Here is a 19,804-nt window from a genome sequence, read left to right on the forward strand (position 1 = left end):
ATAATTGTGAGTAAGGTGGTAAAATAAAACACAGATTACATATTAAGGAGGTAAAAGAGTGAAAATTATAGGTTTTAGTGCCGGAGCAATTGGAAGGAAAACAAATGTTGACCGAATGGTTAAAACTATTATGGATGAAAGTGGATTTGAGGCTGAATTCGTAAAGCTTACTGATTTGAATTATTCTGGCTGTAAAGGATGTGCAAATCTATGTGCTGAACCTCAGGAATGTCGACTTAAGGATGACCTCTACCCTTACTACAAAAAAATCAAAGAAGCAGATGCAGTAGTAGTAGGAAGCCCTATTTACTTTGGTTCAATTAATGCAATGACTATAAGCTTTTTAGAAAGATTCTTTGGCTATCGACATGTAAACAACACCATTGCTGGTAAACCCTTTGTTCTAGCAGTTTCTGGAGGCGGATTCCTTGAAAAAATAGAGGAACAGTTTAATCGATTATTGGACCCCTTCGATGTTGAAATTCTTGAGTTTGTTAAATATGAATCAGGAATAATGCCTTGTTTTAAATGTGGTCGTCATCAAGAATGTAAAATTGGAGGAGCTTACCATAAATACGGAGAAGAAGTATTTGACATGGATATTACTCAAGATATGTTTAATGCCTGGGAAGACAATCCTCAAATTCTATCGCAAGTAGAAAATGCAGTTAAAAAATTAAAAGATATTTAATAATTAGGAGGGATAATAATAAACCCCTCCTAATTCATATAGTATCTATCTCCCTTTCTTATTAACAATTAACTATATTTTTCATTTCCTCAACTGTGTATAAATCATATCCAACCTTTATAGTTCACTTCTGAATTTTTGAGCTAATTCTTTAGCCTTATCAGTTACTTCATCTTGCTCTTCAATAGACGTAAACTTATCATCAGTGATCTCACAATCTTCACCAAATAACATAGGCAATGCACTGACCTCACATTCTTCTCCGTAGCCACAAGAAAGACAGGTAACATTCCCATCAGCCATAACTGTTCCTAAGAGATTCATCTGTTCCATTTCAGCAAATGTTGCAATCTGATTTACTGCATTTTCTACGCTACCCATTCCTTTCATTCCTACAGCAACTGCCACAGCTGGTTTACCTTGGTTCATAACTTTCTGGTGCCGCATAGAATACATTCTTTCCATCAAAATCTTTGTTCTTGCATCTATTGCATTATAAGGCGCATAACCACCAATTACAAAACCATCCGCTTCTTTAATCTTAGGTGCAACTTCTGACCACTCATCATCTTGTTTACAGACATTATCTGATGCACAGCCTAAACACGCTTGACAAGGATTTAAATCATAATCGGATAGCTTAATTAACTCATAGTCTTCTCCACTATTCTTTAATATTAATTCTATTAACCGGTCTGTATTACTCTTCTTAACTGGACTTCCGCTAATTCCTAATAATTTTGGCATTTAATTATTCCTCCTTTACTATAAACCAGCCTTATCTAATATTGTATCAGCAACATCTTCAGCACTTGTAAATGGAAAATCATCGCCAGTCAATAATTCTCCTGCTTCTCCAGCAGTCATCTCCACATCACCAGCTTTGCAAGTGGTATCAGCTCCTTGTGGAAATGCTCCTAGCAATGCTTCTGGCGTTTCAATTGGAAATTCAGCTCCCTTTAAAGCACCAACAATTTGACTCTTAATCTCTTCTTTTACTGACATAATAACTCCTCCTTGTTATTTTTATTTAGTTAGACTTAATCATCAGTCTAACTTATTTAAAATTAATCTTTCAAAATGACTCAAGTCAGTTGTAAATGGTTCAATAGCAACCTGAGCATATTCAAAGAATTCTAGTATTTCTTCATCTGGAATCTCTCTAACTCCAGTATCTATTAATAATATTCGATCATAAAAACCAAAGTTTTGCCTCCCATCTATTTCATCCCAACCTAAGCCCTCAATAAATATCTTCCGCCAATTATTAAGCCAGCCACTAGTTAAATAAAAAGTATTTGCTTCCTTATCTAATTCCTGTCGTTTTTCACCAAGTAAAGCACCAATACAATCTTTTACAGCTAATCTTTCTCCCTCAAATTCTTTAATTATTGCATCAATATCTGGATGGCAACTTCCAAAAACTACTAGTAATTCTTCGTGTTTCTGTGCAGCCTCTTCTAAGGTTTGTACTAATCCTTCTTCTAATCTATCTAAATCTACATGTAATGCTGGATTTACGTAGTACCTTGTTAATCCTATATCTTCAGCTTGGCATACTGCTTCTAACTCTTCCTTTAAGATTCCACAAGCTACAAGACCAATATCTTGATTCATTTTTCCCTCCTTTCTTGCTTTCGTTAAATTAAGTATATAAGAATGATTAGTTTAATTCTGTAAAATATTTAACTAAAACTGTAATTAAATTAGAATTTCTTCATAATTAAAAATAAAATAACCAGTAAAGCCATCTTCTTTAATCGATAGCTACTGGTTATCAATCTCCAGCTATATTCAAATATTCCTATAGCATAGCATTCTTATGTTCACATCCCGGAGGACATTTATCGACCTCACAATTCTTACACTGATTCAGAGAATCTATTGCACTCTTAATATTCGCTTTTGTATCTCTTAAACTTTGAATCTCTTCTTCGACCTGTTGTAATTGTTTGCCAAGCAATGAAAGACTAGCTGAGACTCTTCCTGACTTATCATCACCAATTTCTATAGAATCAATTAACTCTTTTATTTTATCTAATGGAAAGTCTATCTCCTTAAACCTATTTATAAATAGAAGTCTAGATAAATCATTTTCGTTATATAATCGAAATCCTCCTTCACTTCTTTCAGAAGGGGATAATAGACCTAACTCTTCATAATAACGTATAGTTCGTTTAGTCACTCCAGCCCTTTCAGCCAATTCACCTATCTTTAATAATTCTTGTTTATTTCTCCCCACATTAAGGCCTCCTTAATTAAAGACTACTTCCTACCATTGAATTCATTATATCAAAAGGAGCCTTGTACGGCAACACTTTTAACTACTTATGTGCTAAATTCGGCAAACTGAATTCACTTAATCAGTAAATGGACAAGCTTTTATACAAATCCCACATCTATTCCCGCCTAATTTAACAAAGATTTTATGATAGCATCTTTCCTTATCCATTCGCCACCCTTCTTGTGAAGTATAATTATCTTCCCAATCATCTAAGGCATTCGTTGGACACTCTTTTACACATTGCAAGCATTCATTGCAGACTTGTTCTACTTCATAGTTCGTCGGTTCTAGTTCAGCAGTAGTAATAATCGTTGTAAAGCGTACTCTAGGTCCATATTCAGGAGTAATGACTAAATTATTAAGACCAAACTTTCCTAAGCCAGCAGCTACTGCAATATGTTTATGAGATAAGTCTGCTGCCAATCTTTTAGCATCACCAATGCTAGCTGTTCCTGGTACCCCTAACGCTAAATATCCTTTTTCTTCTAAGAACCTACCTACTTGATGATTAATTAAGTTAAGTTTTCGATTAGCAAGATTAAACTCTAACATATAACTATTTCTACTCGTTGGTAAGTTTAGAATTCCACCTTTATTTAAACTACAAGCAATAGAAATTGCACTTTTAGCTCCAGATAAATAACCCGTCGGATGATGTCCTTTAGGGAAGTTAATTTTACTTATATCAACTATCCCTACTAAGTCAGCACCTTTTTGTTCTGCGAACTTAATGATCTCTTTACTTAGATCTTTCATAGCAGTTCAACTCCTTTACTCTATTATCTTTACGTTAACGTCAATATATAATTAAAAATATAGCTACTAGGCTAAGTCTATCATCCAAGTAAACTCTAACTAATCAAACTTAGTAAAGAATCCGGTTCATTAATTATAAATTTCTTATCCTGCTTAACAATACCGGTTAACTGATTTAAAGCTTTAGTTACCATCACCCGTGAAGCACCAACAAATTCAGATAAATCTTGATGCGTTAATGTTAAATCAATCTTAACTCCTTGTGATGTTTCAATCCCATACTCTTCACTTAGGTGAAAGAGTAAATTAACTAATCTTCCCTTGACATCATAAATTGTTAAGCTATTTACTCGCTCAGTCAATTGTGATAGCTTTTGCCCTAAAGTTTTAATGATCTTCATCCCTACTTGAGGGTGCTCAGTAATTACCCTCTCAAACTCTTCTTTAGTACAAGCACATATAAAAGCATCCTCAACTACTTTAGCAGTAAAAGAATGTGTGGTATCACTAAACAAGGCATTTTCCCCTAATACTTGGTCATTATTAATTAATTGCAGAGTAATCTCTTTCCCGTTTTTAAATACTTTAGAAAGTTTAACCTGGCCGCTCTTAATTAAATAGATAGCCTCCATTTCTTCTCCTTCGTTAAAGAGAATTTCCCCTTTCTCATATAACCTTCCTTGAGCAAATGAAGGAATCATCAATAACTCCTTATTAGATAAGCCTTCAAAAATTGACAACTGACTCATACAACTAAGATTTTTCATCTTATCCCCCCAAATTCACTAAAATATTATCAACAATAATCGTATATTTATATAAGTTGGTCGCAAGCCTACGATAGACTCTGCTTCTAATTCGAAAGCTCTTTTCTGGGCTTCACTGTCAATTATCGTTACCTAATCTTACCTGCTGCCTCTTGAGCTAGATCATCACAGACTTCATTCCATTTATTACCAGAGTGTCCTTTAACTTTTACAAATTCTACTTCATGTTTGTTGACTAAATCATCAAGACAGATCCATAAGAATTTATTCTTTAATTCTCCCTTGCTTTTTTTCCAACTCTTTCTTTTCCAGCCATCGATCCAACCTTGTTGATAAGCATTTACCAAATATGCGCTATCGGAATAGAGTTTAACCTTAACTGGTTTTGTTAAAGCGGCTAACCCCTTAATTGCAGCTAATAATTCCATCTGCTGATTAGTTGTATCCTGCACTGAACCACTTAACTTCTTAATATTATCTCCAAATAATAAGACAACACCCCAACCTCCAGGGCCTGGATTATCCAAGCAGGAGCCATCTGTATATATCTCTACCATCTGTGTCATAAATATTCTCACCCCATTCATCTTATTATTTCTCTGTTTAGCCTATTTCACCTGCCTACTATTTAGGAAAACTAAAAATTAATGCTATACTAATTTATGTGCCTTTCTTAAATTATATACAAAGCTAAAGAATAAAACCAATATAACCATAATTTGAAATTAAGCATAATTTCCTATGTATAATAAAAAAGACCGTCATTACAACGGTCTTTAGAGATCGTTACATTATGTTCAAGCAAGCCTCTTCTGACTTACGCAAGACATGCTGGCAGGTTGCCTAACTGGCGATGTGCTTCAATACAAGCACAACAAACTCCATGACGTTCACAATCTGCTTCACAGTTGCAGTCTATATCATTAACTTCAATATTTGGACACTCTTCTCGCTCTTTAATTTCTGCCATTATAGCCTTTCACCTCCTCCTAACTTATTCAAATAAAAGAAACATCTTCAAAAAATATACTAATTATATTATAGCAAACCCTATCGTAAACGTCAATGTATAAAATGATTATTCTATCTGCAATTCTATGAACCATAAGAGACAGGTCTTTTGACCTGCCTCTTAAAAATTATTTCTATTATAAATACTTTGCAAATATTCTATCCAAGATATCAATTACATTATCAATATCACCTTTTTCCACGATTAATGGCGGTAAAAATCGTAGAGTCGTCTCACTAACTGCATTAATCAATAATCCCTTCTCTAATGCCTCATGAACTAATTTTTTAGCATCTAAGTCTACTTCTAATCCAAGCATTAATCCTTTTCCACGTACACTATTAACAAAATCATATTTTTTAATTAATTCACTTAGCTTTTCTTCAAAATACTCTCCTATCTCAACAGTATGCTGCACTATATCTTCCTCTAAAATAGTCTTAACCGTCGTATAAGCCGCTATACAAGCTAATGGATTACCTCCAAAAGTGGAACCATGATCACCAGGTTCAAAGGCATCTGCTACTTCTTCCTTAGCTAAGAAAGCACTGACCGGAACTCCATTGCCTAACGCTTTAGCCAACGTGAAAATATCCGGTTCAATCCCGTAGTGCTCATAACCAAAAAATTTACCCGTTCTACCTAACCCTGTCTGAATTTCATCTAAAATAAGTAAGATACCTTCTTCATCACATAGCTTTCTAACACCTTGTAAATACTCTTGATCAGCTACATTAATGCCGCCTTCACCTTGAATCGGCTCTACCATAATTGCACAAGTTTTATCAGAAACAGCTTCTTTTAAGGCAGCCAAATCATTAAACGGTACCTCTTTAAAACCTTCCGGTAAAGGTGTAAAAGGTTTCTGATACTTCTCTTGTCCAGTAGCAGCAATTGTTGCTAAGGTTCGTCCATGAAATGACTTAGTCGTAGTAATTACCTCATATCGTTCCTCATCTCTTACCTTGAAGTATTTACGAGCCAACTTAATTGCTCCTTCATTAGCTTCTGCACCACTATTACCATAAAAGATTCTATCACCAGCAGAGTTCTCTACCAATAACTTATTTAATTTAGCTTGTGGTTCAATATAATAGATATTAGTACAGTGAATGACCTTATCAATCTGTTCCTTTAAAGCTTGATTAACCTTAGGATGGCTATGTCCTAAAGCATTAACCGCAATTCCAGCTAAAAAATCTAAGTATTCATTTCCTTCTTCATCCCAAACTTTAATCCCTTCTCCTTTATCAACTACAATCGGTAACCGACCACCAAAGACATTCATAAAATAAGCTTCATCAGATTGAATGATATCTTCCTTATTCATACTATTTCCTCCCTTACTTAGTCACCATTGTGCCTATCCCTTTATCTGTAAATATCTCCAATAATAATGCATGGGTTACTCTACCATCTAAGATATGTGTTCTCCTAACTCCCTGCTCTAAAGCATTGATACATGAATTAACCTTAGGAATCATACCTCCAGCAATTCTACCTTTCTCCATCATTACCTTAGCATCACTAATATTTAATGATGAAATTAAAGAGCTTTTATCTTCTTCATCGGCTAAGATTCCTTCAACATTAGTTAATAAGATTAATTTATCAGCATCTAAAGCAGCCGCTAAATGACCAGCAACTAAATCAGCATTAATATTATAACTTTCTCCTTTATTACCTACTCCAATCGGTGAAACTATCGGCAAAAAGTCATCTTCAATTAAATTATCTAAAACTTGAGAATTAATCTTTTTCACCTGACCTACATATCCTAGGTCAACATCTTCATCAGCCTCTAATTCATAACTTTCAGCCTCAATCAAATTACCATCTTTACCACAGATGCCTATTGCCTGACTTCCAAATGCATTAGCTAAAGAGACAATCTCTTTATTAATCTTTCCTACTAAAACCATCTCCACTATTTCCATAATCTCTTCAGTAGTGACTCTCAAACCTTGATAGAACTCACTATCAATCTCAAAACGGTCTAAAGTCTCACTAATCACTGGGCCTCCACCATGAACAATCACCGGATTAACCCCCACATACTTTAAAAGCGTAATATCCTCTAAAACTGATCTTTTAATTTCATCATTAACCATCGCATTACCACCATACTTAATCACAATCGTCTTATTACGAAACTTACGCATATATGGTAACGCCTCAACCAATATATCAGCCTTCTTAATTAAATCATCCATTCCCCATCACCTCTACTATAAATCAACTAATATTCCGTATACCCTTAACCTTAACCTCAGCCTCAACAACACCCCTGCTTCTAACTCGAAAGCTCTTTTCTGAGCTTATGTATGATATTCCGCGTTAATCTTTACGTATTCATAAGAAAGATCACAAGTCCAAACTCTATACTTCCCTTGCCCTAGATTAAGATTGACTTTAATATTAATCTCATCTTGAGCTAATAAATCTCTTAATCGATCGCTATCAACCTCTGTCTTCTGTCCATCAACTAATAACTTTAATCCATTAATCTCAATCCCTAATCGGTCTAACTCTACTTGACCACCAGAATAACCAGCAGCGGCTACTATTCTACCCCAATTTGGGTCTTCACCAAATAAAGCGGTTTTAACCAATTGAGAATTAGCAATTGCTCTCGCAATCAACTCGGCATCGCTAAGAGTTAAGGCATTGATTACTTCGATCTCTACAAATTTAGTAGCACCTTCACCATCCTTAACAATCTGTTGTGCTAGATTCTTAGTTACTTCCTCTAAAATACCTAAGAACTTATAATAATTATCATCTTTACAATTAATTAACGAGTTACCCGCTGTTCCGTTAGCCAAAATAGCTACTGTATCATTGGTGCTTTGGTCTCCATCGACAGTAATCCGATTAAATGAAGAGTTAACTGCTGTTGATAATGCTTCCTGTAATAACTGCTGTGAAATATTCAAGTTTGTCGTTAAGAATGATAGCATAGTAGCCATATTTGGTTCAATCATACCTGAACCTTTAGCCATACCACCAATAATTATCTCTTGACCATCTATTTCAAAGGTAACCGCTATCTCCTTAGGATAAGTGTCAGTTGTCATGATTGCTCTTGCTGCTCTCTTACCTCCAGCAGGGTGAAGATATCCTGTAATCTCTTTTATCCCCGCTTTCAATAATTCTATTGGCAAAGTTTCACCAATTACCCCTGTTGATGCTGGAAATACTAAATCAGGAGCAATTCCTAAATGCTGTGCTGTTAATTCAACTATCTCTTCTGCATCTTTAAAACCTTGTGCTCCTGTACAAGCATTAGCATTACCACTATTAATAATTAAAGCCTGAGCTCTACCATTACTCCGTAATCTTTCTCCAATGACTACCGGTGCAGCTTTAACTTGATTCTTAGTAAAAACAGCTGCTAGCTTTGCTTCTTCTTCACTATATATTAAAGCTAAATCTTTCTCATATTCTTTTAAACCGCAGTTAATTCCAGCTCCTGAAAACCCAGGAGTATTAGTAATCCCACCAGAAATATCTTTAAAATTAATCTCTTCTAAACTACTTACCATAATCATACCTCCTTATTTATAACTACATTCATTACTTTATGGAAATATTCCTGCAAACTTCAAACCAGTTTCTTCCGCAAACCCTGACATTAAATTAAAGTTTTGAATTGCTTGACCACTTGCACCTTTAATTAAATTATCTATAACTGAAACAATTATTATTCGCTTAGTCCTTAAATCGACCTTTAAACCAATATCACAATAATTCGATCCAGCCACATATTTAGTATCTGGCATCTTATTAATATCCTGAATTCTAACAAAAGGATGAGTTCTATAAAATTCTTGATATAATTTTATAATCTCTTCAGTATTAAGATCACTATTTTGATCTAAATTAGCATAAACTGTACTTAAAATCCCTCGCTTCATTGGAACTAAATGAGGAGTAAATGAAAGTATAACTTCTTCCTCTGTTAGAAATTCTAATCCATTCTCAATTTCTGATGTATGACGATGCTGAGCCACTTTATATGCCTTAAAACTTTCATCAACCTCAGTAAAGTGAGTAACTCGACTAGGTTCTCTTCCCGCTCCTGTTACCCCTGATTTAGAATCGATAATAATTGAGTTTAAATCAACTAACTTCTTCTTGATTGCCGGCGCCAAAGCCAAAATCGACGATGTTGGGTAACAACCAGGATTAGCTACTAGACTACTTTCTTTAATCTGTTCTCGATTTATCTCCGGCAAGCCATAGATTGCTTCTTCTAATAATTGAGGACTTGTATGTTCTTGTTGATACCATTCCTCATATAATTTCTGTCTTTGATACCGATAATCCCCACTCAAATCTATTACTTTAACTCCTGCTTTACATAATTTTGGTACGATAGACATCGAAACTCCATGCGGTAAAGCAGTAAAGACAACCTCTACTCTATTAGCTAACCTTTCTACTTCTAATGCTTCGCATTTAAGATTCACAATTCCCTGTAAGCTAGGGTAAACTTCTGCAATATTCTTACCTGCAAAACTTCTTGAAGTTATCATCTCTAAATCTACTTTTGGGTGTCTAGTCAATAGTCTTACTAATTCTAAGCCTGTATATCCAGTTGCACCAATTATTCCTACCTTAATCATTAACTTCACCTCACATCTATTACTATCTATTACTATCTATTACTATCTATTATTATTTTACCTAATTTATTAATAAAAACAGCATTGATTATAATTATACATAAATACGAATAAAAATGCAAATATTTTTACTACAAACCTAAGAGCATAAAAAAGAGCCAAAGTACCTACACCAAAAGATACTAAGGCAAGCTAAGATGGATAATTACAATAACTGTTTAAATATTTCAACTATAATAATTGGAAGAATAGCTAGCCCTCCAATTATTACCCAATCAATTCCGCTCAAAGTTATAACTTCAAATATCTTTTGCAAAAATGGAACTAATAGGACTGCTAGCTGTAATAGAATCGAAACTACTACTCCAATGACTAAATATCGGTTACTAAAGAAACCTATTTCTATTAGTGAAGCTTTAGACCTTAAATTAAAAGTATGAAATAACTGAGCAAATGCTAAAGTCGCAAATGTCATTGTCTGTGCTTTAACCAATCCACCTCGTTGTAAACCTATCCAATAACCCAATAAAGCCAAAGTGCCTATCAAGACTCCTTGGGCTATAGTACTATAAGTATCTTGCTTTGAAAAGACACCACTATCTGGAGCTCGTGGCGGACGGTCCATTATTTCTTGCTCTGCTTCTTCTAAACCTAAAGATATTGCTGGCAAACTATCAGTTACCAAATTAATCCATAATATTTGAATAGGAATTAAGGGTCTTTGAAAGCCAATAATTAAAGCAACCAACAAAGTAAAGACTTCTCCTAAGTTACAAGAAAGCAAGAATTGAATTGAACGTTTGATATTATCAAAGATACGTCTACCTTCTTTTACTGCTGTAATAATCGTAGCAAAATTGTCATCAGTCAACACCATATCCGCACTTTCTTTTGCTACATCTGTTCCTTTTTTACCCATTGCTGTACCTATATCCGCATTCTTGAGGTCCGGAGCATCATTAACTCCATCACCAGTCATTGCTACTACATTACCTCGTTTTTGTAAATTCTTCACTATTCGCACCTTATGTTCTGGTGAAACCCGAGCATAAACTCTAACCTTATTTACTCTTTGTTCAAATTCAGCAGTAATCATCTCTTCTAATTCTGGACCTGACAATGCTAAATTACCTTTATTAGTCAAACCTATCTCCTCAGCAATAGCCAATGCTGTAGCTTTATGATCACCTGTAATCATTATAGGTTTAATTCCTGCCCTTTTACATTGATCAATAGCTTCTTTAACTTCTGGTCGCGGTGGATCAATCATAGCAACAAAACCAACAAAGACTAAGTCTGTTTCAATCTCTTCATCCTTTAAGTCTGAAGAATAATCGTCTAATTGACGCCAGGCTATCCCTAAGATTCTTCTCCCCTTGCTAGCTAATTCTTCGTTTAACTTTAGCAATTCTTCTCTTTTATCATCACTAAGCTTATCAATGCCATTAGCTGTGTAGATTAGATTAGCTTTCTCTAAAATAACATCTGGTGCTCCCTTAGTATAGACTTCTACTTTTGATGCTTCCGTCTGATAGATAACTGACATTATCTTTCGTTTTGAATTAAATTCTATCTCTCTCTTCTTATCATAACTATTTATTAATTCTTCTCTGTTTATGCCACTTTTACTACCTAAGACTAATAATGCTCCTTCTGTAGGATCTCCTAATACTTGCCAGTCTCCTTTTTCAGTTTTACTTAACTTAGAGTTATTGCAAAGTAGACAAGTTTTAAATAGTAATTTTAAGCTTAACTTAAAGTCTGAATTAATCTCTTTACCATCAACTGTAAAGCTACCTTTAGGAGCATAACCATCACCACCAACCTTTATTTCTTCATAATCAGGTAAAGTCACCTCCCTAGCTACCATCTTATTTTGAGTTAACGTTCCAGTCTTATCAGTACAGATAGCTGTAGCTGAACCTAAAGTTTCTACTGCTGGAAGCCGCCTAATTATTGCATTATTCTTAATCATTCTCTGCATTCCTAAGGCTAAAACAATAGTTACAATTGCAGGCAATCCTTCTGGAATTGCGGCTACTGCTAGACTAACCCCAGTCATAAACATAGTAAATGGCTCTTCCCCTTGAATGATCCCCAATATAGAAACAATAGCACTCAAGAACAAAGCTCCAATTCCTAGCTTCTTACCTAGCCTTTCTAAACGCTTCTGTAAAGGAGTCTGTTGTTGGTCAACCGCTTGAATCATCTCCGCTATCTTACCAAATTCAGTATCCATAGCCGTAGCCACAACTAATGCTTTCGCCTGCCCTGATTGCACAGTCGTTCCTTTAAATAACATATTAGTCTGGTCTCCTAAAGCTACTTCATCTTCAAGAATTACATCAGCATCCTTCTGCACAGCCACTGATTCACCAGTTAAAGCTGCCTCTTGTACTTCTAATCCATCACTAGAGATTATTCTAAGGTCAGCTGGGACTGCATCACCGACTCCTAAATTAACTATATCACCAGGTACCAAATCTCTTGAATCAATCTCAATCCATCTCTCATCTCTAAGTACTTGAGCACTAGGAGTATCCAATGCTCGTAAAGCCTGCAAAGAGTTTTCTGCTTTATTTTCTTGTACTACTCCTAACACTGCATTTAAAATAATAATGATTAGAATAACAATTGAATCTTTAAGTTCTCCTAAAAATCCAGAAACCAAAGCAGCTAATAATAAGATTATAATCATAAAATCTTTAAATTGGTCTATTAACATCTGAAAAATACTACGTCGATTAGTCTCTTCAATTGTGTTCTCGCCATATTTATCTTTCCTTTTTTGTACTTCATTAGTATTCAATCCTACTTTAATATCAGTCTTTAGTTGATTAATCACATCTTCAATCTTTAACTTATACCACTTTTCTCTCATAAACCTTCCCTTCTTTTTTGAAAATTTGGTATTATGAATTTGAATAAATCTTGAATGAATTCACATACTATTAATGCGAGTAACATACTAAGCATTTATAATTCCTTAGGTGTTACTCTTAAAGCAGATGCCTTTCTCTCCTAGGCATCTGTCTTTATTTTTCTGCCTTAGAACCTTTCTTACCGGTCACTTTAATCCCATTATTTAGGCCTTTAATTCCCTTTACACTACTAATAAGATTTTGAATCACTTCTAAAGCTCCTACCTCTAAATCATCAGCTAACTTATCTTTGACTAGTAAACTCAAACTATCACCTTTTACTTCTGGATTATTTCTTTCTTCTGACATTCACACCCCTCCTTCTAAGGCTGGTTAAATATATTATATCTAGCTCCTTAAGGATCTATACTTTCCTATCAAAATGATTTCTGCATAATATGGTCATGAGGTAACTCTTCTAAATTATTTTTTAATTTTTCTTCGCCGGTATTAATTATAATTTTAAAGATATCACTCTCTGATATATTCTCATCTTGTAAATCATTCACTATTTTATCTAAATCGCCAATAACCGATTCAAAAAGTCCTATCTTTTGATAAAGGAGATTCAATACTTTCTCTTCAATAGTTCCCCTAGTAGAGAGATTATAGATCTCTACATCCCTGCTCTGCCCTAATCGATGAACACGCCCAATTCGTTGTTCTAATTTCATTGGATTCCATGGCAAATCATAATTAATAATTACATTACAGAATTGTAGATTGATACCCTGTCCTCCAGCTTCAGTACTAACTAAAACATCTCCCGCTTCAGCAAACCTATACTTAGCCCATTCTTTTTGTGTATCTGTCAAGCTACCATCAAATTTAACCGGCATAATCCCTCGATTATAAAGATAGCGACAGATATAATCCTGAGTAGCTAAGTATTCAGTAAAAATAACTGCTTGTCCGTCGACCTTCTTTAGTATTTCTTCCACTATCTTGACCTTTTGATTAATTGTAATACCTTTAGCTAAATTTAATAGTTTTCTTAATTGTGGTTTAATTTCTTCTGATGCAGACTCCATAAAGTCTTTTAAAGTATTAATCACCGCAAAGGAACTACTACAGATCTCTCGTTGCAAAGTAACTAAATGTAAAATACTTTTATTTTCCGAAACACAACGTTGATATTCTGCTTTAATTAAGTCAGTAAGCCCATCATAAAGTCGTTGTTCGGAAGGTGATAACTTAAGAGGAATTAGCTTTACCTTACGCTCAGTATAATCCAATTTAGACTCTACTCTTTTATTTCTAATCATAACATTTGATAATTTATCCTTTAAAACTTCATATTTTGGTGTTTGTCTTTCAAAATTAGTTTTAAAATCACTATAATTCTTAAATAATTTCGGCTTTAAAAGAGAGATTAAATTATAAAGTTCTTTTAATTCATTTTGAATAGGAGTAGCAGTCAAAAATAGCATATATTTAGGAGAGAGATTATTAACAAACTTCCAATTCATAGTCTTGTTATTCTTTAATTTATGTGCCTCATCAACTATGATCATGTCAAAACCACGGTCATATATATAGTTACAATGAGGCTCTCTCTTTGCTAAATCGATAGAAGCAATCTGATTATTAAAGTAATGCCACCCCTTGCCTTTACGATTATTAAATAGATCTATATCAAATTTATTTGTTAATTCTACCCACCATTGGTAGCCTAAAGAGGCTGGTGTTAAAACTAAAAAATTATCAATTTCTCCTCTTAAGAGATATTCTTTTATAATTAAGCCAGCCTCAATTGTCTTACCCAAGCCTACCTCATCAGCCAATAATGCTCTTCCATCTAATTCATTAATTACTCGATTAGCCGTCTCTATCTGATGCGGATATAAACCGAAATTATTCTTAGACCAGAATTCACTCAATTCATCTATTACCAATAAGTTATTATCGATTGCCTCTTGCTTAACTACCATTGATTTCACTCCTTTTCTGCATTCAGACTTCATATATATTTAGAATATCCACTTCTAGTCTCTATAATAACGGTAGTTTAATACAGAAAAGAAAGTAATTGTCCTAATTATAAGTTTTTATTCTTCCAACCCCCTTCTTCTAAGTCTAGCATCAACCTTATTTTATCTCTATCTCTATCTGTATCTTCACTTTCAGTTAAAGCCACTATTTTATCCCACATATCTCCTAAATTATTAAAGGCTTGCTTTAATTCCTTTGGATCATCGCTTTCAACTATAGCAATAATCTCAATCCCTTGATACTCAAATTCAAATTCAAATTTAGGTGCATGGCTTTTCTTCTTTGACTCAATTAATAAACCCTTAATTTTATACCAAACTTCTTTTCCAATCTCTTTTAAGATTCCACTCGTAACCGCACCTAATGAAAAACTGATAATTTTCGGCAGCCAATCAATTCCACCTAAATCAATAGTCTCTAATTTGTAGTTTTCATAGATTATGCTTAATTCTCGATCAATAGTCTCTTTAATTTCATCTAATTCTTTTCCTTTTAAATCTATTCTTTTCTTATTTATTTTAATCACCTCTCTACTTACTTACAATATTTATACCAGACATGCCACCTATTACACCTGTGATTAAACCTATCATTGCCATAATTATAATACTAGTATTAAATAAAGCGTCTAACCAAAGCATACTAATTATAAATATTAATAACATATGCCCAAACCCCACTATACTTCCATTTAACCAACCTTTCTTCTTTACGTTGCTTCCTGTCAAAATTGCTCCCATTAAGATTGAAATATAGTTAAAAATAATTAGCAATCTTTGAACCACAAGTTTATTAATATTAGTAAAAGTAATCAAGCAACCAATAATAATGCTCCCTGACAATAAGAGACTAAAACTAACCAATATTCCCCACGCAATAATTTTGAAATCTAACGATAAACTTTTCGCATCTGACCCATAATTTTTAGACATAAAGAAACCTCCTATAGAATAATGTTATTATAAATTATTCATAGGAGGTAAATTTATGTTCATTTTATTTAAATTATTCTAAAAAAGTTCCAATCCTTTTAATTCTAACTCTTTAATAGTATCAAAATCAGTTAGATTGAGTCGAATAGGTGTAATCGAAATTTGATTTTGGTTAATAGCTGTTACATCTGTTTGTTCATCATTACCTTCTTCGATTATATCTCCTGCTAACCAATAATACTCTTCTCCTCGAGGATCAATTCGTTGATCAAACATATTAGTATAACTTCTATTTCCTAATTTAGTAACCTTCACTCCTTCTAATTGCTCTTTATCAAGAGGGGGAATATTAATATTCAACAGAACATCTGATCTTAAATCATCTCGGTCTAAACTCTTTACTAACCCCCTCATAAATTCAGTTGCATACGAAAAGTTCCAATCTTCATAAGTTGCCAATGAAACAGCTATCGAGGGAATTCCTAATAATAGGCCTTCAAAAGCAGCTGAGACAGTTCCGGAATATAGAACATCACAGCCTAAATTAGGTCCTCGATTAATTCCTGAAATAACTAAATCTGGCTCATCATCTAAGATTGCTTCTACTCCTAACTTAACACAATCAGCAGGAGTGCCATCAACAGATAATACCTTTGAATTAATATCTTTATAATTCATTTCAGCCACACGTAAAGGCCTCCGCAAAGTAATAGCATGACCAGTAGCACTCTGCTCTCTATCAGGTGCTACTACTATTATTTCGTGTTCCTCGTCTTTTTCTAAAGCTTTAGTTAAGTGTTGGATTCCATCAGCATAGACTCCATCATCATTCGTTACCATAATCTTCATTACCATCTCTCTCCTTCTCTTATATTTTATATTAACCTTTAAAATGAAGTATTAACTCGTTTAGATTAGCTTATCTATTCTAAAGATAAATAATGTAGTTTAATGATTCTTGACATCTTTATGAATATAAGTTATACTACAAATTGTCGCTACGGAGCGTGGCGCAGTTTGGTAGCGCACCTGGTTTGGGACCAGGGGGTCGAAGGTTCAAATCCTTTCGCTCCGACCATTTTGGACCCATAGCTCAGTTGGTCAGAGCACTCGGCTCATAACCGAGTAGTCCTAGGTTCGAATCCTAGTGGGTCCACCATTTATTTTAATGAAATTAACATAACTTTAATTGCCATTAAAGCCTGACCTTAATCAGGCTTTTTTTATTTTATATACTACTATTTTGCCATAATAGATAAATAATAATAACTACAATTAAATTCCAAGTAATATGTGCAATAATATTAGTATATAATGATTCACTTAACTCGTAAATAATAATCAAAGATAATCCACCTAAAAAAGTAGCTAAGAATGTCCATGGGTTTAAATGAGCTAACCCAAATATAACTGCTGCTAAAGAAGCTCCTTTAATTAATCCTAATCTACTTTTTAAATATTGGTATAATAGACCACGAAAAAATATTTCCTCCGCAATAGGTCCAATAATAATTACTAAACTGCTATAAATGAAAAAGAACAAAAGACTTTCACTATTAATTAACTGAGTGACTATCGATTGAGAAGGGATGGTAACCTCCCACCACTTATCAACAAGCCTCTGTATTCCTAAGTTAGTTAAGATAATCATTATAAAGATGACTATCCCACCTATTAAACCAAAAATAATTATCTTCTTCCAGTCTGTTATTTTTAAGCCTAAATATTCTAAATTTAAATCATACTTATACATAACAATATATGAACTAGCACCTATAAGCGTAATAAATTGCAAAAAATTAACTAGAATAGGCTTATAAGTAAGGATCGATTCTCCTACTAGATTAAAATTCTGAACTACAAAGGTTAATATGGTTCCGAATGTTATTGTAACAAATAAGGTGATTAGAATAATCAATAATAAGTCTTCACCATTCCAAAAGATTTGACCTTCATCAGTCTTCTTAACCATCGCCCTTCCTCCTACGCAGATATATTTAAAAAAGAAAAAGATATATCTACACCTAGACCAACAGTCTAAGCTTAAATATACCTTAACTTTAGAGTCTAAATCTTATTTCGATTTCAGCGTAAACTCTTTTTCTATAACCTCACCATGTTTGCCAAATGGGCCCAAGACTCTATCCTCAGAAACAATTCTAATTCCAGCTGCATTAGATGTTAGTAATTTAAGTTTTTGGTCTGCATGCCAACTTTTGCTTTCCCCAGAATTTAATATCTTTTCGAATACTACCTTGCCATCTACAACTACCTTAACCCATGATGCCTCTAAAGCCTCAATTGTAAAGTTTAAGTTATCTGCTAATAAATCTTTATCTTTAACTTTATTTTTATTTTTCTTCTTAATCTTTTCAGGTCTATTTATTTCATGTGACTCTTTACTTTCTTGATTTAGCTCTCTTCTAACTTTTGATGTAACCTTAACCTCTTTTAAACGTAATTTTTCTTTCTTAACTGACCCTTCTTGTATACCCCGAATCTTCTGAGTTATCCTAACTAAAAGATTACTTCTATATAATCCTATTCCCATCGTTAATAATATCACTACAATTAAAGTGGCAATTACACCCTTTTTCCAATTTCTATGTAATAGATCTAATATATCTTCTAGTAGTGGATGTAATTCTTCTTTAGAATCTTCATCATTTACTCCTGGGTCTATATTCGAATTATTCTTTCTTTTATACTCAGCCAATATTTCCTGTCCATCAAGTCCGACATAATTAGCATACACTCGCAAAAATCCTTTTAAAAAAACCTCTTCTGAAATCACATCAAACTTTCCCTCTTCAATAGCCCTTAAGTATTTACTACGAATCTTAGTAGCTTGCTGTACATCTTCGATTTTAAGACCTTTCTTCAACCGTGCTTGTCTTATTCTTTCCCCTACCTCCTCCATTGGCTTTGTCCTCCTTTGATGTTATTATATTATCATGATAAGTACTGTAACTATTTTTATTAATTAAAGTAGTATGCAAATGTTATGACAATTTCTAGCACAGCATTATCTCTTTTTAGATAAAATTAAGCGTTAAAATCAAAAGGCCTAATCCCCAAACATAATAAGCAAAATAATTAAGACGATTCTCTTCTAACACTTTCAATAAAAACTTAATAGCTAAAAATCCAATACCAATTGCAGTTAATGTTCCTGTTAACAGAGCTAAATAATTAACATTAATTACTCCTGCCTGAATAACATCTAAGACTTCTAATAAATTTGCCCCCAATACAGCCGGAATAAAGATTAAAAATGAGAATCTGGCCGCTGAGTCTCTATTCATTCCTAATAGTAAACCAGCTACAATAGTAGTCCCTGAACGAGAGACCCCAGGAGTAATTGCTAGACCTTGAGCAATGCCAATCAATATTGCCTGCATCCAACTTAAATCTGACATATTCTTATTAAAACTAATATTTATATTTTCCACTAACCAAAGTAAAACCCCAGTTACTAATAATGCAATAGCTACAGCTGTAATTGAACCAAATAACTCTTCAAAGAGGTCTTTAAAGCCAAAACCAATTAAAGCAGTAGGTATAGACGCAATAAGAATCAATAATCGCTCTTTATTATGTTGAGGGTCAAAATTTAATAGCCTCTTAAGGTCATCCCAATAAAAGCTAACCACCACTATTAAAGTCCCTAAATGAAAAAATACATTATAAATTAATTGCGGTTCTGTAATTCCTAATAACCTCTGGAAAATGACTAAATGACCTGAACTGCTAATAGGTAAAAATTCCGTAATCCCTTGGACTACTCCCAGAATAATACTTTCTAATATAGACATTAAAAT

General features: G+C 33.7%; 22 protein-coding genes and 2 tRNA genes. 3 read left to right on the forward strand and 21 right to left on the reverse strand.

The window, feature by feature from the left end; genetic code table 11:
- Positions 1 to 58: 58 nt before the first annotated feature.
- Positions 59 to 691, forward strand: a complete 633-nt coding sequence (locus BM077_RS00435) for a flavodoxin family protein (protein ID WP_089746995.1) — start codon at positions 59 to 61, stop codon at positions 689 to 691.
- 117 nt (positions 692 to 808) lie between these two features.
- On the opposite strand, the gene BM077_RS00440 is transcribed toward BM077_RS00435, so the two are convergent.
- The 18 genes from BM077_RS00440 to surE all read right to left on the reverse strand — a co-directional run bounded on the left by BM077_RS00440 (position 809) and on the right by surE (position 16,832).
- On the reverse strand, positions 809 to 1,438 hold the full coding sequence (locus tag BM077_RS00440) for a flavodoxin family protein (protein ID WP_090003370.1): 630 nt from the start codon (positions 1,436 to 1,438) through the stop codon (positions 809 to 811).
- An 18-nt stretch (positions 1,439 to 1,456) separates the two neighbouring features.
- Positions 1,457 to 1,696 (reverse strand): MTH865 family protein, encoded by a 240-nt coding sequence (locus BM077_RS00445; protein WP_089746999.1) that lies wholly within the window; start codon positions 1,694 to 1,696, stop codon positions 1,457 to 1,459.
- Between the two features lie 42 nt (positions 1,697 to 1,738).
- Positions 1,739 to 2,308, reverse strand: coding sequence for a DUF1638 domain-containing protein (locus BM077_RS00450; RefSeq protein WP_089747001.1), 570 nt, complete (start codon positions 2,306 to 2,308; stop codon positions 1,739 to 1,741).
- Positions 2,309 to 2,495: 187 nt separating this feature from the next.
- Positions 2,496 to 2,933: a helix-turn-helix domain-containing protein gene (locus BM077_RS00455; protein WP_089747003.1), complete on the reverse strand. Its 438-nt coding sequence runs from the start codon at positions 2,931 to 2,933 to the stop codon at positions 2,496 to 2,498.
- 117 nt (positions 2,934 to 3,050) lie between these two features.
- Positions 3,051 to 3,731, reverse strand: coding sequence for a 4Fe-4S dicluster domain-containing protein (locus BM077_RS00460; protein ID WP_089747005.1), 681 nt, complete (start codon positions 3,729 to 3,731; stop codon positions 3,051 to 3,053).
- A 95-nt stretch (positions 3,732 to 3,826) separates the two neighbouring features.
- The gene (locus BM077_RS00465; RefSeq protein WP_089747007.1) at positions 3,827 to 4,498 is read right to left on the reverse strand and encodes a Crp/Fnr family transcriptional regulator; all 672 of its coding nucleotides are present in this window, start codon (positions 4,496 to 4,498) and stop codon (positions 3,827 to 3,829) included.
- Between the two features lie 128 nt (positions 4,499 to 4,626).
- Complete coding sequence (rnhA, locus tag BM077_RS00470) at positions 4,627 to 5,064, reverse strand: ribonuclease HI (RefSeq protein WP_089747009.1); 438 nt, start codon at positions 5,062 to 5,064, stop codon at positions 4,627 to 4,629.
- 251 nt (positions 5,065 to 5,315) lie between these two features.
- Positions 5,316 to 5,468 carry a hypothetical protein gene (locus BM077_RS13645; RefSeq protein ID WP_176941567.1) on the reverse strand — a complete coding sequence of 51 codons (153 nt, stop codon included), beginning with the start codon at positions 5,466 to 5,468 and terminating at the stop codon, positions 5,316 to 5,318.
- Between the two features lie 178 nt (positions 5,469 to 5,646).
- Positions 5,647 to 6,840 carry an aspartate aminotransferase family protein gene (locus BM077_RS00475; RefSeq protein WP_089747011.1) on the reverse strand — a complete coding sequence of 398 codons (1,194 nt, stop codon included), beginning with the start codon at positions 6,838 to 6,840 and terminating at the stop codon, positions 5,647 to 5,649.
- A gap of 13 nt (positions 6,841 to 6,853) precedes the next feature.
- Positions 6,854 to 7,723, reverse strand: a complete 870-nt coding sequence (gene argB / locus BM077_RS00480) for an acetylglutamate kinase (protein ID WP_089747013.1) — start codon at positions 7,721 to 7,723, stop codon at positions 6,854 to 6,856.
- 105 nt (positions 7,724 to 7,828) lie between these two features.
- Entirely contained in the window at positions 7,829 to 9,055 is a 1,227-nt protein-coding gene (gene argJ, locus BM077_RS00485; protein WP_089747015.1) for a bifunctional glutamate N-acetyltransferase/amino-acid acetyltransferase ArgJ, read from the reverse strand.
- Positions 9,056 to 9,091: 36 nt separating this feature from the next.
- Positions 9,092 to 10,138 carry an N-acetyl-gamma-glutamyl-phosphate reductase gene (gene argC, locus BM077_RS00490; RefSeq protein ID WP_089747017.1) on the reverse strand — a complete coding sequence of 349 codons (1,047 nt, stop codon included), beginning with the start codon at positions 10,136 to 10,138 and terminating at the stop codon, positions 9,092 to 9,094.
- Positions 10,139 to 10,343: 205 nt separating this feature from the next.
- Positions 10,344 to 13,019: a cation-translocating P-type ATPase gene (locus BM077_RS00495; RefSeq protein WP_090095074.1), complete on the reverse strand. Its 2,676-nt coding sequence runs from the start codon at positions 13,017 to 13,019 to the stop codon at positions 10,344 to 10,346.
- A 154-nt stretch (positions 13,020 to 13,173) separates the two neighbouring features.
- Positions 13,174 to 13,368: a hypothetical protein gene (locus tag BM077_RS00500; protein ID WP_089747021.1), complete on the reverse strand. Its 195-nt coding sequence runs from the start codon at positions 13,366 to 13,368 to the stop codon at positions 13,174 to 13,176.
- A gap of 68 nt (positions 13,369 to 13,436) precedes the next feature.
- Positions 13,437 to 14,990: a DEAD/DEAH box helicase gene (locus BM077_RS00505; protein WP_089747023.1), complete on the reverse strand. Its 1,554-nt coding sequence runs from the start codon at positions 14,988 to 14,990 to the stop codon at positions 13,437 to 13,439.
- Positions 14,991 to 15,097: 107 nt separating this feature from the next.
- A complete protein-coding gene (locus BM077_RS00510) occupies positions 15,098 to 15,577 on the reverse strand; it encodes a hypothetical protein (protein WP_090095077.1) in 480 nt (159 codons plus the stop codon).
- A 4-nt stretch (positions 15,578 to 15,581) separates the two neighbouring features.
- Positions 15,582 to 15,983, reverse strand: coding sequence for a TIGR04086 family membrane protein (locus BM077_RS00515; protein ID WP_089747028.1), 402 nt, complete (start codon positions 15,981 to 15,983; stop codon positions 15,582 to 15,584).
- Between the two features lie 78 nt (positions 15,984 to 16,061).
- Positions 16,062 to 16,832 (reverse strand): 5'/3'-nucleotidase SurE, encoded by a 771-nt coding sequence (gene surE, locus BM077_RS00520; protein ID WP_089747030.1) that lies wholly within the window; start codon positions 16,830 to 16,832, stop codon positions 16,062 to 16,064.
- Positions 16,833 to 16,984: 152 nt separating this feature from the next.
- Between surE and BM077_RS00525 the strand changes: the two genes are divergently transcribed.
- Together BM077_RS00525 and BM077_RS00530 are read left to right on the forward strand one after the other, a co-directional pair.
- A tRNA-Pro gene (locus BM077_RS00525) sits at positions 16,985 to 17,061 on the forward strand.
- Between the two features lie 4 nt (positions 17,062 to 17,065).
- Positions 17,066 to 17,142 (forward strand) — tRNA-Ile (locus BM077_RS00530).
- Positions 17,143 to 17,211: 69 nt separating this feature from the next.
- Here BM077_RS00530 and BM077_RS00535 read toward each other — a convergent pair.
- The 3 genes from BM077_RS00535 to uppP form a co-directional block, all read right to left on the reverse strand.
- On the reverse strand, positions 17,212 to 17,955 hold the full coding sequence (locus tag BM077_RS00535; protein WP_089747032.1) for a CPBP family intramembrane glutamic endopeptidase: 744 nt from the start codon (positions 17,953 to 17,955) through the stop codon (positions 17,212 to 17,214).
- Between the two features lie 102 nt (positions 17,956 to 18,057).
- The gene (locus BM077_RS00540) at positions 18,058 to 18,903 is read right to left on the reverse strand and encodes a helix-turn-helix domain-containing protein (protein WP_089747034.1); all 846 of its coding nucleotides are present in this window, start codon (positions 18,901 to 18,903) and stop codon (positions 18,058 to 18,060) included.
- Positions 18,904 to 19,018: 115 nt separating this feature from the next.
- Positions 19,019 to 19,798 carry an undecaprenyl-diphosphatase UppP gene (gene uppP / locus BM077_RS00545; RefSeq protein ID WP_089747036.1) on the reverse strand — a complete coding sequence of 260 codons (780 nt, stop codon included), beginning with the start codon at positions 19,796 to 19,798 and terminating at the stop codon, positions 19,019 to 19,021.
- Positions 19,799 to 19,804 lie beyond the last annotated feature (6 nt).

Origin of the sequence: Candidatus Frackibacter sp. WG13 (assembly GCF_900114655.1) — a bacterium.
GTDB lineage: Bacteria > Bacillota > Halanaerobiia > Halobacteroidales > Acetohalobiaceae > Frackibacter.

Excerpts from the sequence above, each read along its gene's own strand:
- BM077_RS00500 (WP_089747021.1), bottom strand. The coding sequence starts at position 13,368 with ATGTCAGAAGAAAGAAATAATCCAGAAGTAAAAGGTGATAGTTTGAGT.
- BM077_RS00540 (WP_089747034.1), bottom strand. The coding sequence starts at position 18,903 with ATGGAGGAGGTAGGGGAAAGAATAAGACAAGCACGGTTGAAGAAAGGT.
- BM077_RS00535 (WP_089747032.1), bottom strand. The coding sequence starts at position 17,955 with ATGGTTAAGAAGACTGATGAAGGTCAAATCTTTTGGAATGGTGAAGAC.
- BM077_RS00515 (WP_089747028.1), bottom strand. The coding sequence starts at position 15,983 with ATGTCTAAAAATTATGGGTCAGATGCGAAAAGTTTATCGTTAGATTTC.
- argB (WP_089747013.1), bottom strand. The coding sequence starts at position 7,723 with ATGGATGATTTAATTAAGAAGGCTGATATATTGGTTGAGGCGTTACCA.
- uppP (WP_089747036.1), bottom strand. The coding sequence starts at position 19,798 with ATGTCTATATTAGAAAGTATTATTCTGGGAGTAGTCCAAGGGATTACG.
- BM077_RS00450 (WP_089747001.1), bottom strand. The coding sequence starts at position 2,308 with ATGAATCAAGATATTGGTCTTGTAGCTTGTGGAATCTTAAAGGAAGAG.
- BM077_RS00440 (WP_090003370.1), bottom strand. The coding sequence starts at position 1,438 with ATGCCAAAATTATTAGGAATTAGCGGAAGTCCAGTTAAGAAGAGTAAT.
- BM077_RS00460 (WP_089747005.1), bottom strand. The coding sequence starts at position 3,731 with ATGAAAGATCTAAGTAAAGAGATCATTAAGTTCGCAGAACAAAAAGGT.
- BM077_RS00445 (WP_089746999.1), bottom strand. The coding sequence starts at position 1,696 with ATGTCAGTAAAAGAAGAGATTAAGAGTCAAATTGTTGGTGCTTTAAAG.
- argC (WP_089747017.1), bottom strand. The coding sequence starts at position 10,138 with ATGATTAAGGTAGGAATAATTGGTGCAACTGGATATACAGGCTTAGAA.
- surE (WP_089747030.1), bottom strand. The coding sequence starts at position 16,832 with ATGAAGATTATGGTAACGAATGATGATGGAGTCTATGCTGATGGAATC.
- argJ (WP_089747015.1), bottom strand. The coding sequence starts at position 9,055 with ATGGTAAGTAGTTTAGAAGAGATTAATTTTAAAGATATTTCTGGTGGG.
- BM077_RS00475 (WP_089747011.1), bottom strand. The coding sequence starts at position 6,840 with ATGAATAAGGAAGATATCATTCAATCTGATGAAGCTTATTTTATGAAT.
- BM077_RS00465 (WP_089747007.1), bottom strand. The coding sequence starts at position 4,498 with ATGAAAAATCTTAGTTGTATGAGTCAGTTGTCAATTTTTGAAGGCTTA.
- BM077_RS13645 (WP_176941567.1), bottom strand. The coding sequence starts at position 5,468 with ATGGCAGAAATTAAAGAGCGAGAAGAGTGTCCAAATATTGAAGTTAAT.
- rnhA (WP_089747009.1), bottom strand. The coding sequence starts at position 5,064 with ATGACACAGATGGTAGAGATATATACAGATGGCTCCTGCTTGGATAAT.
- BM077_RS00495 (WP_090095074.1), bottom strand. The coding sequence starts at position 13,019 with ATGAGAGAAAAGTGGTATAAGTTAAAGATTGAAGATGTGATTAATCAA.
- BM077_RS00505 (WP_089747023.1), bottom strand. The coding sequence starts at position 14,990 with ATGGTAGTTAAGCAAGAGGCAATCGATAATAACTTATTGGTAATAGAT.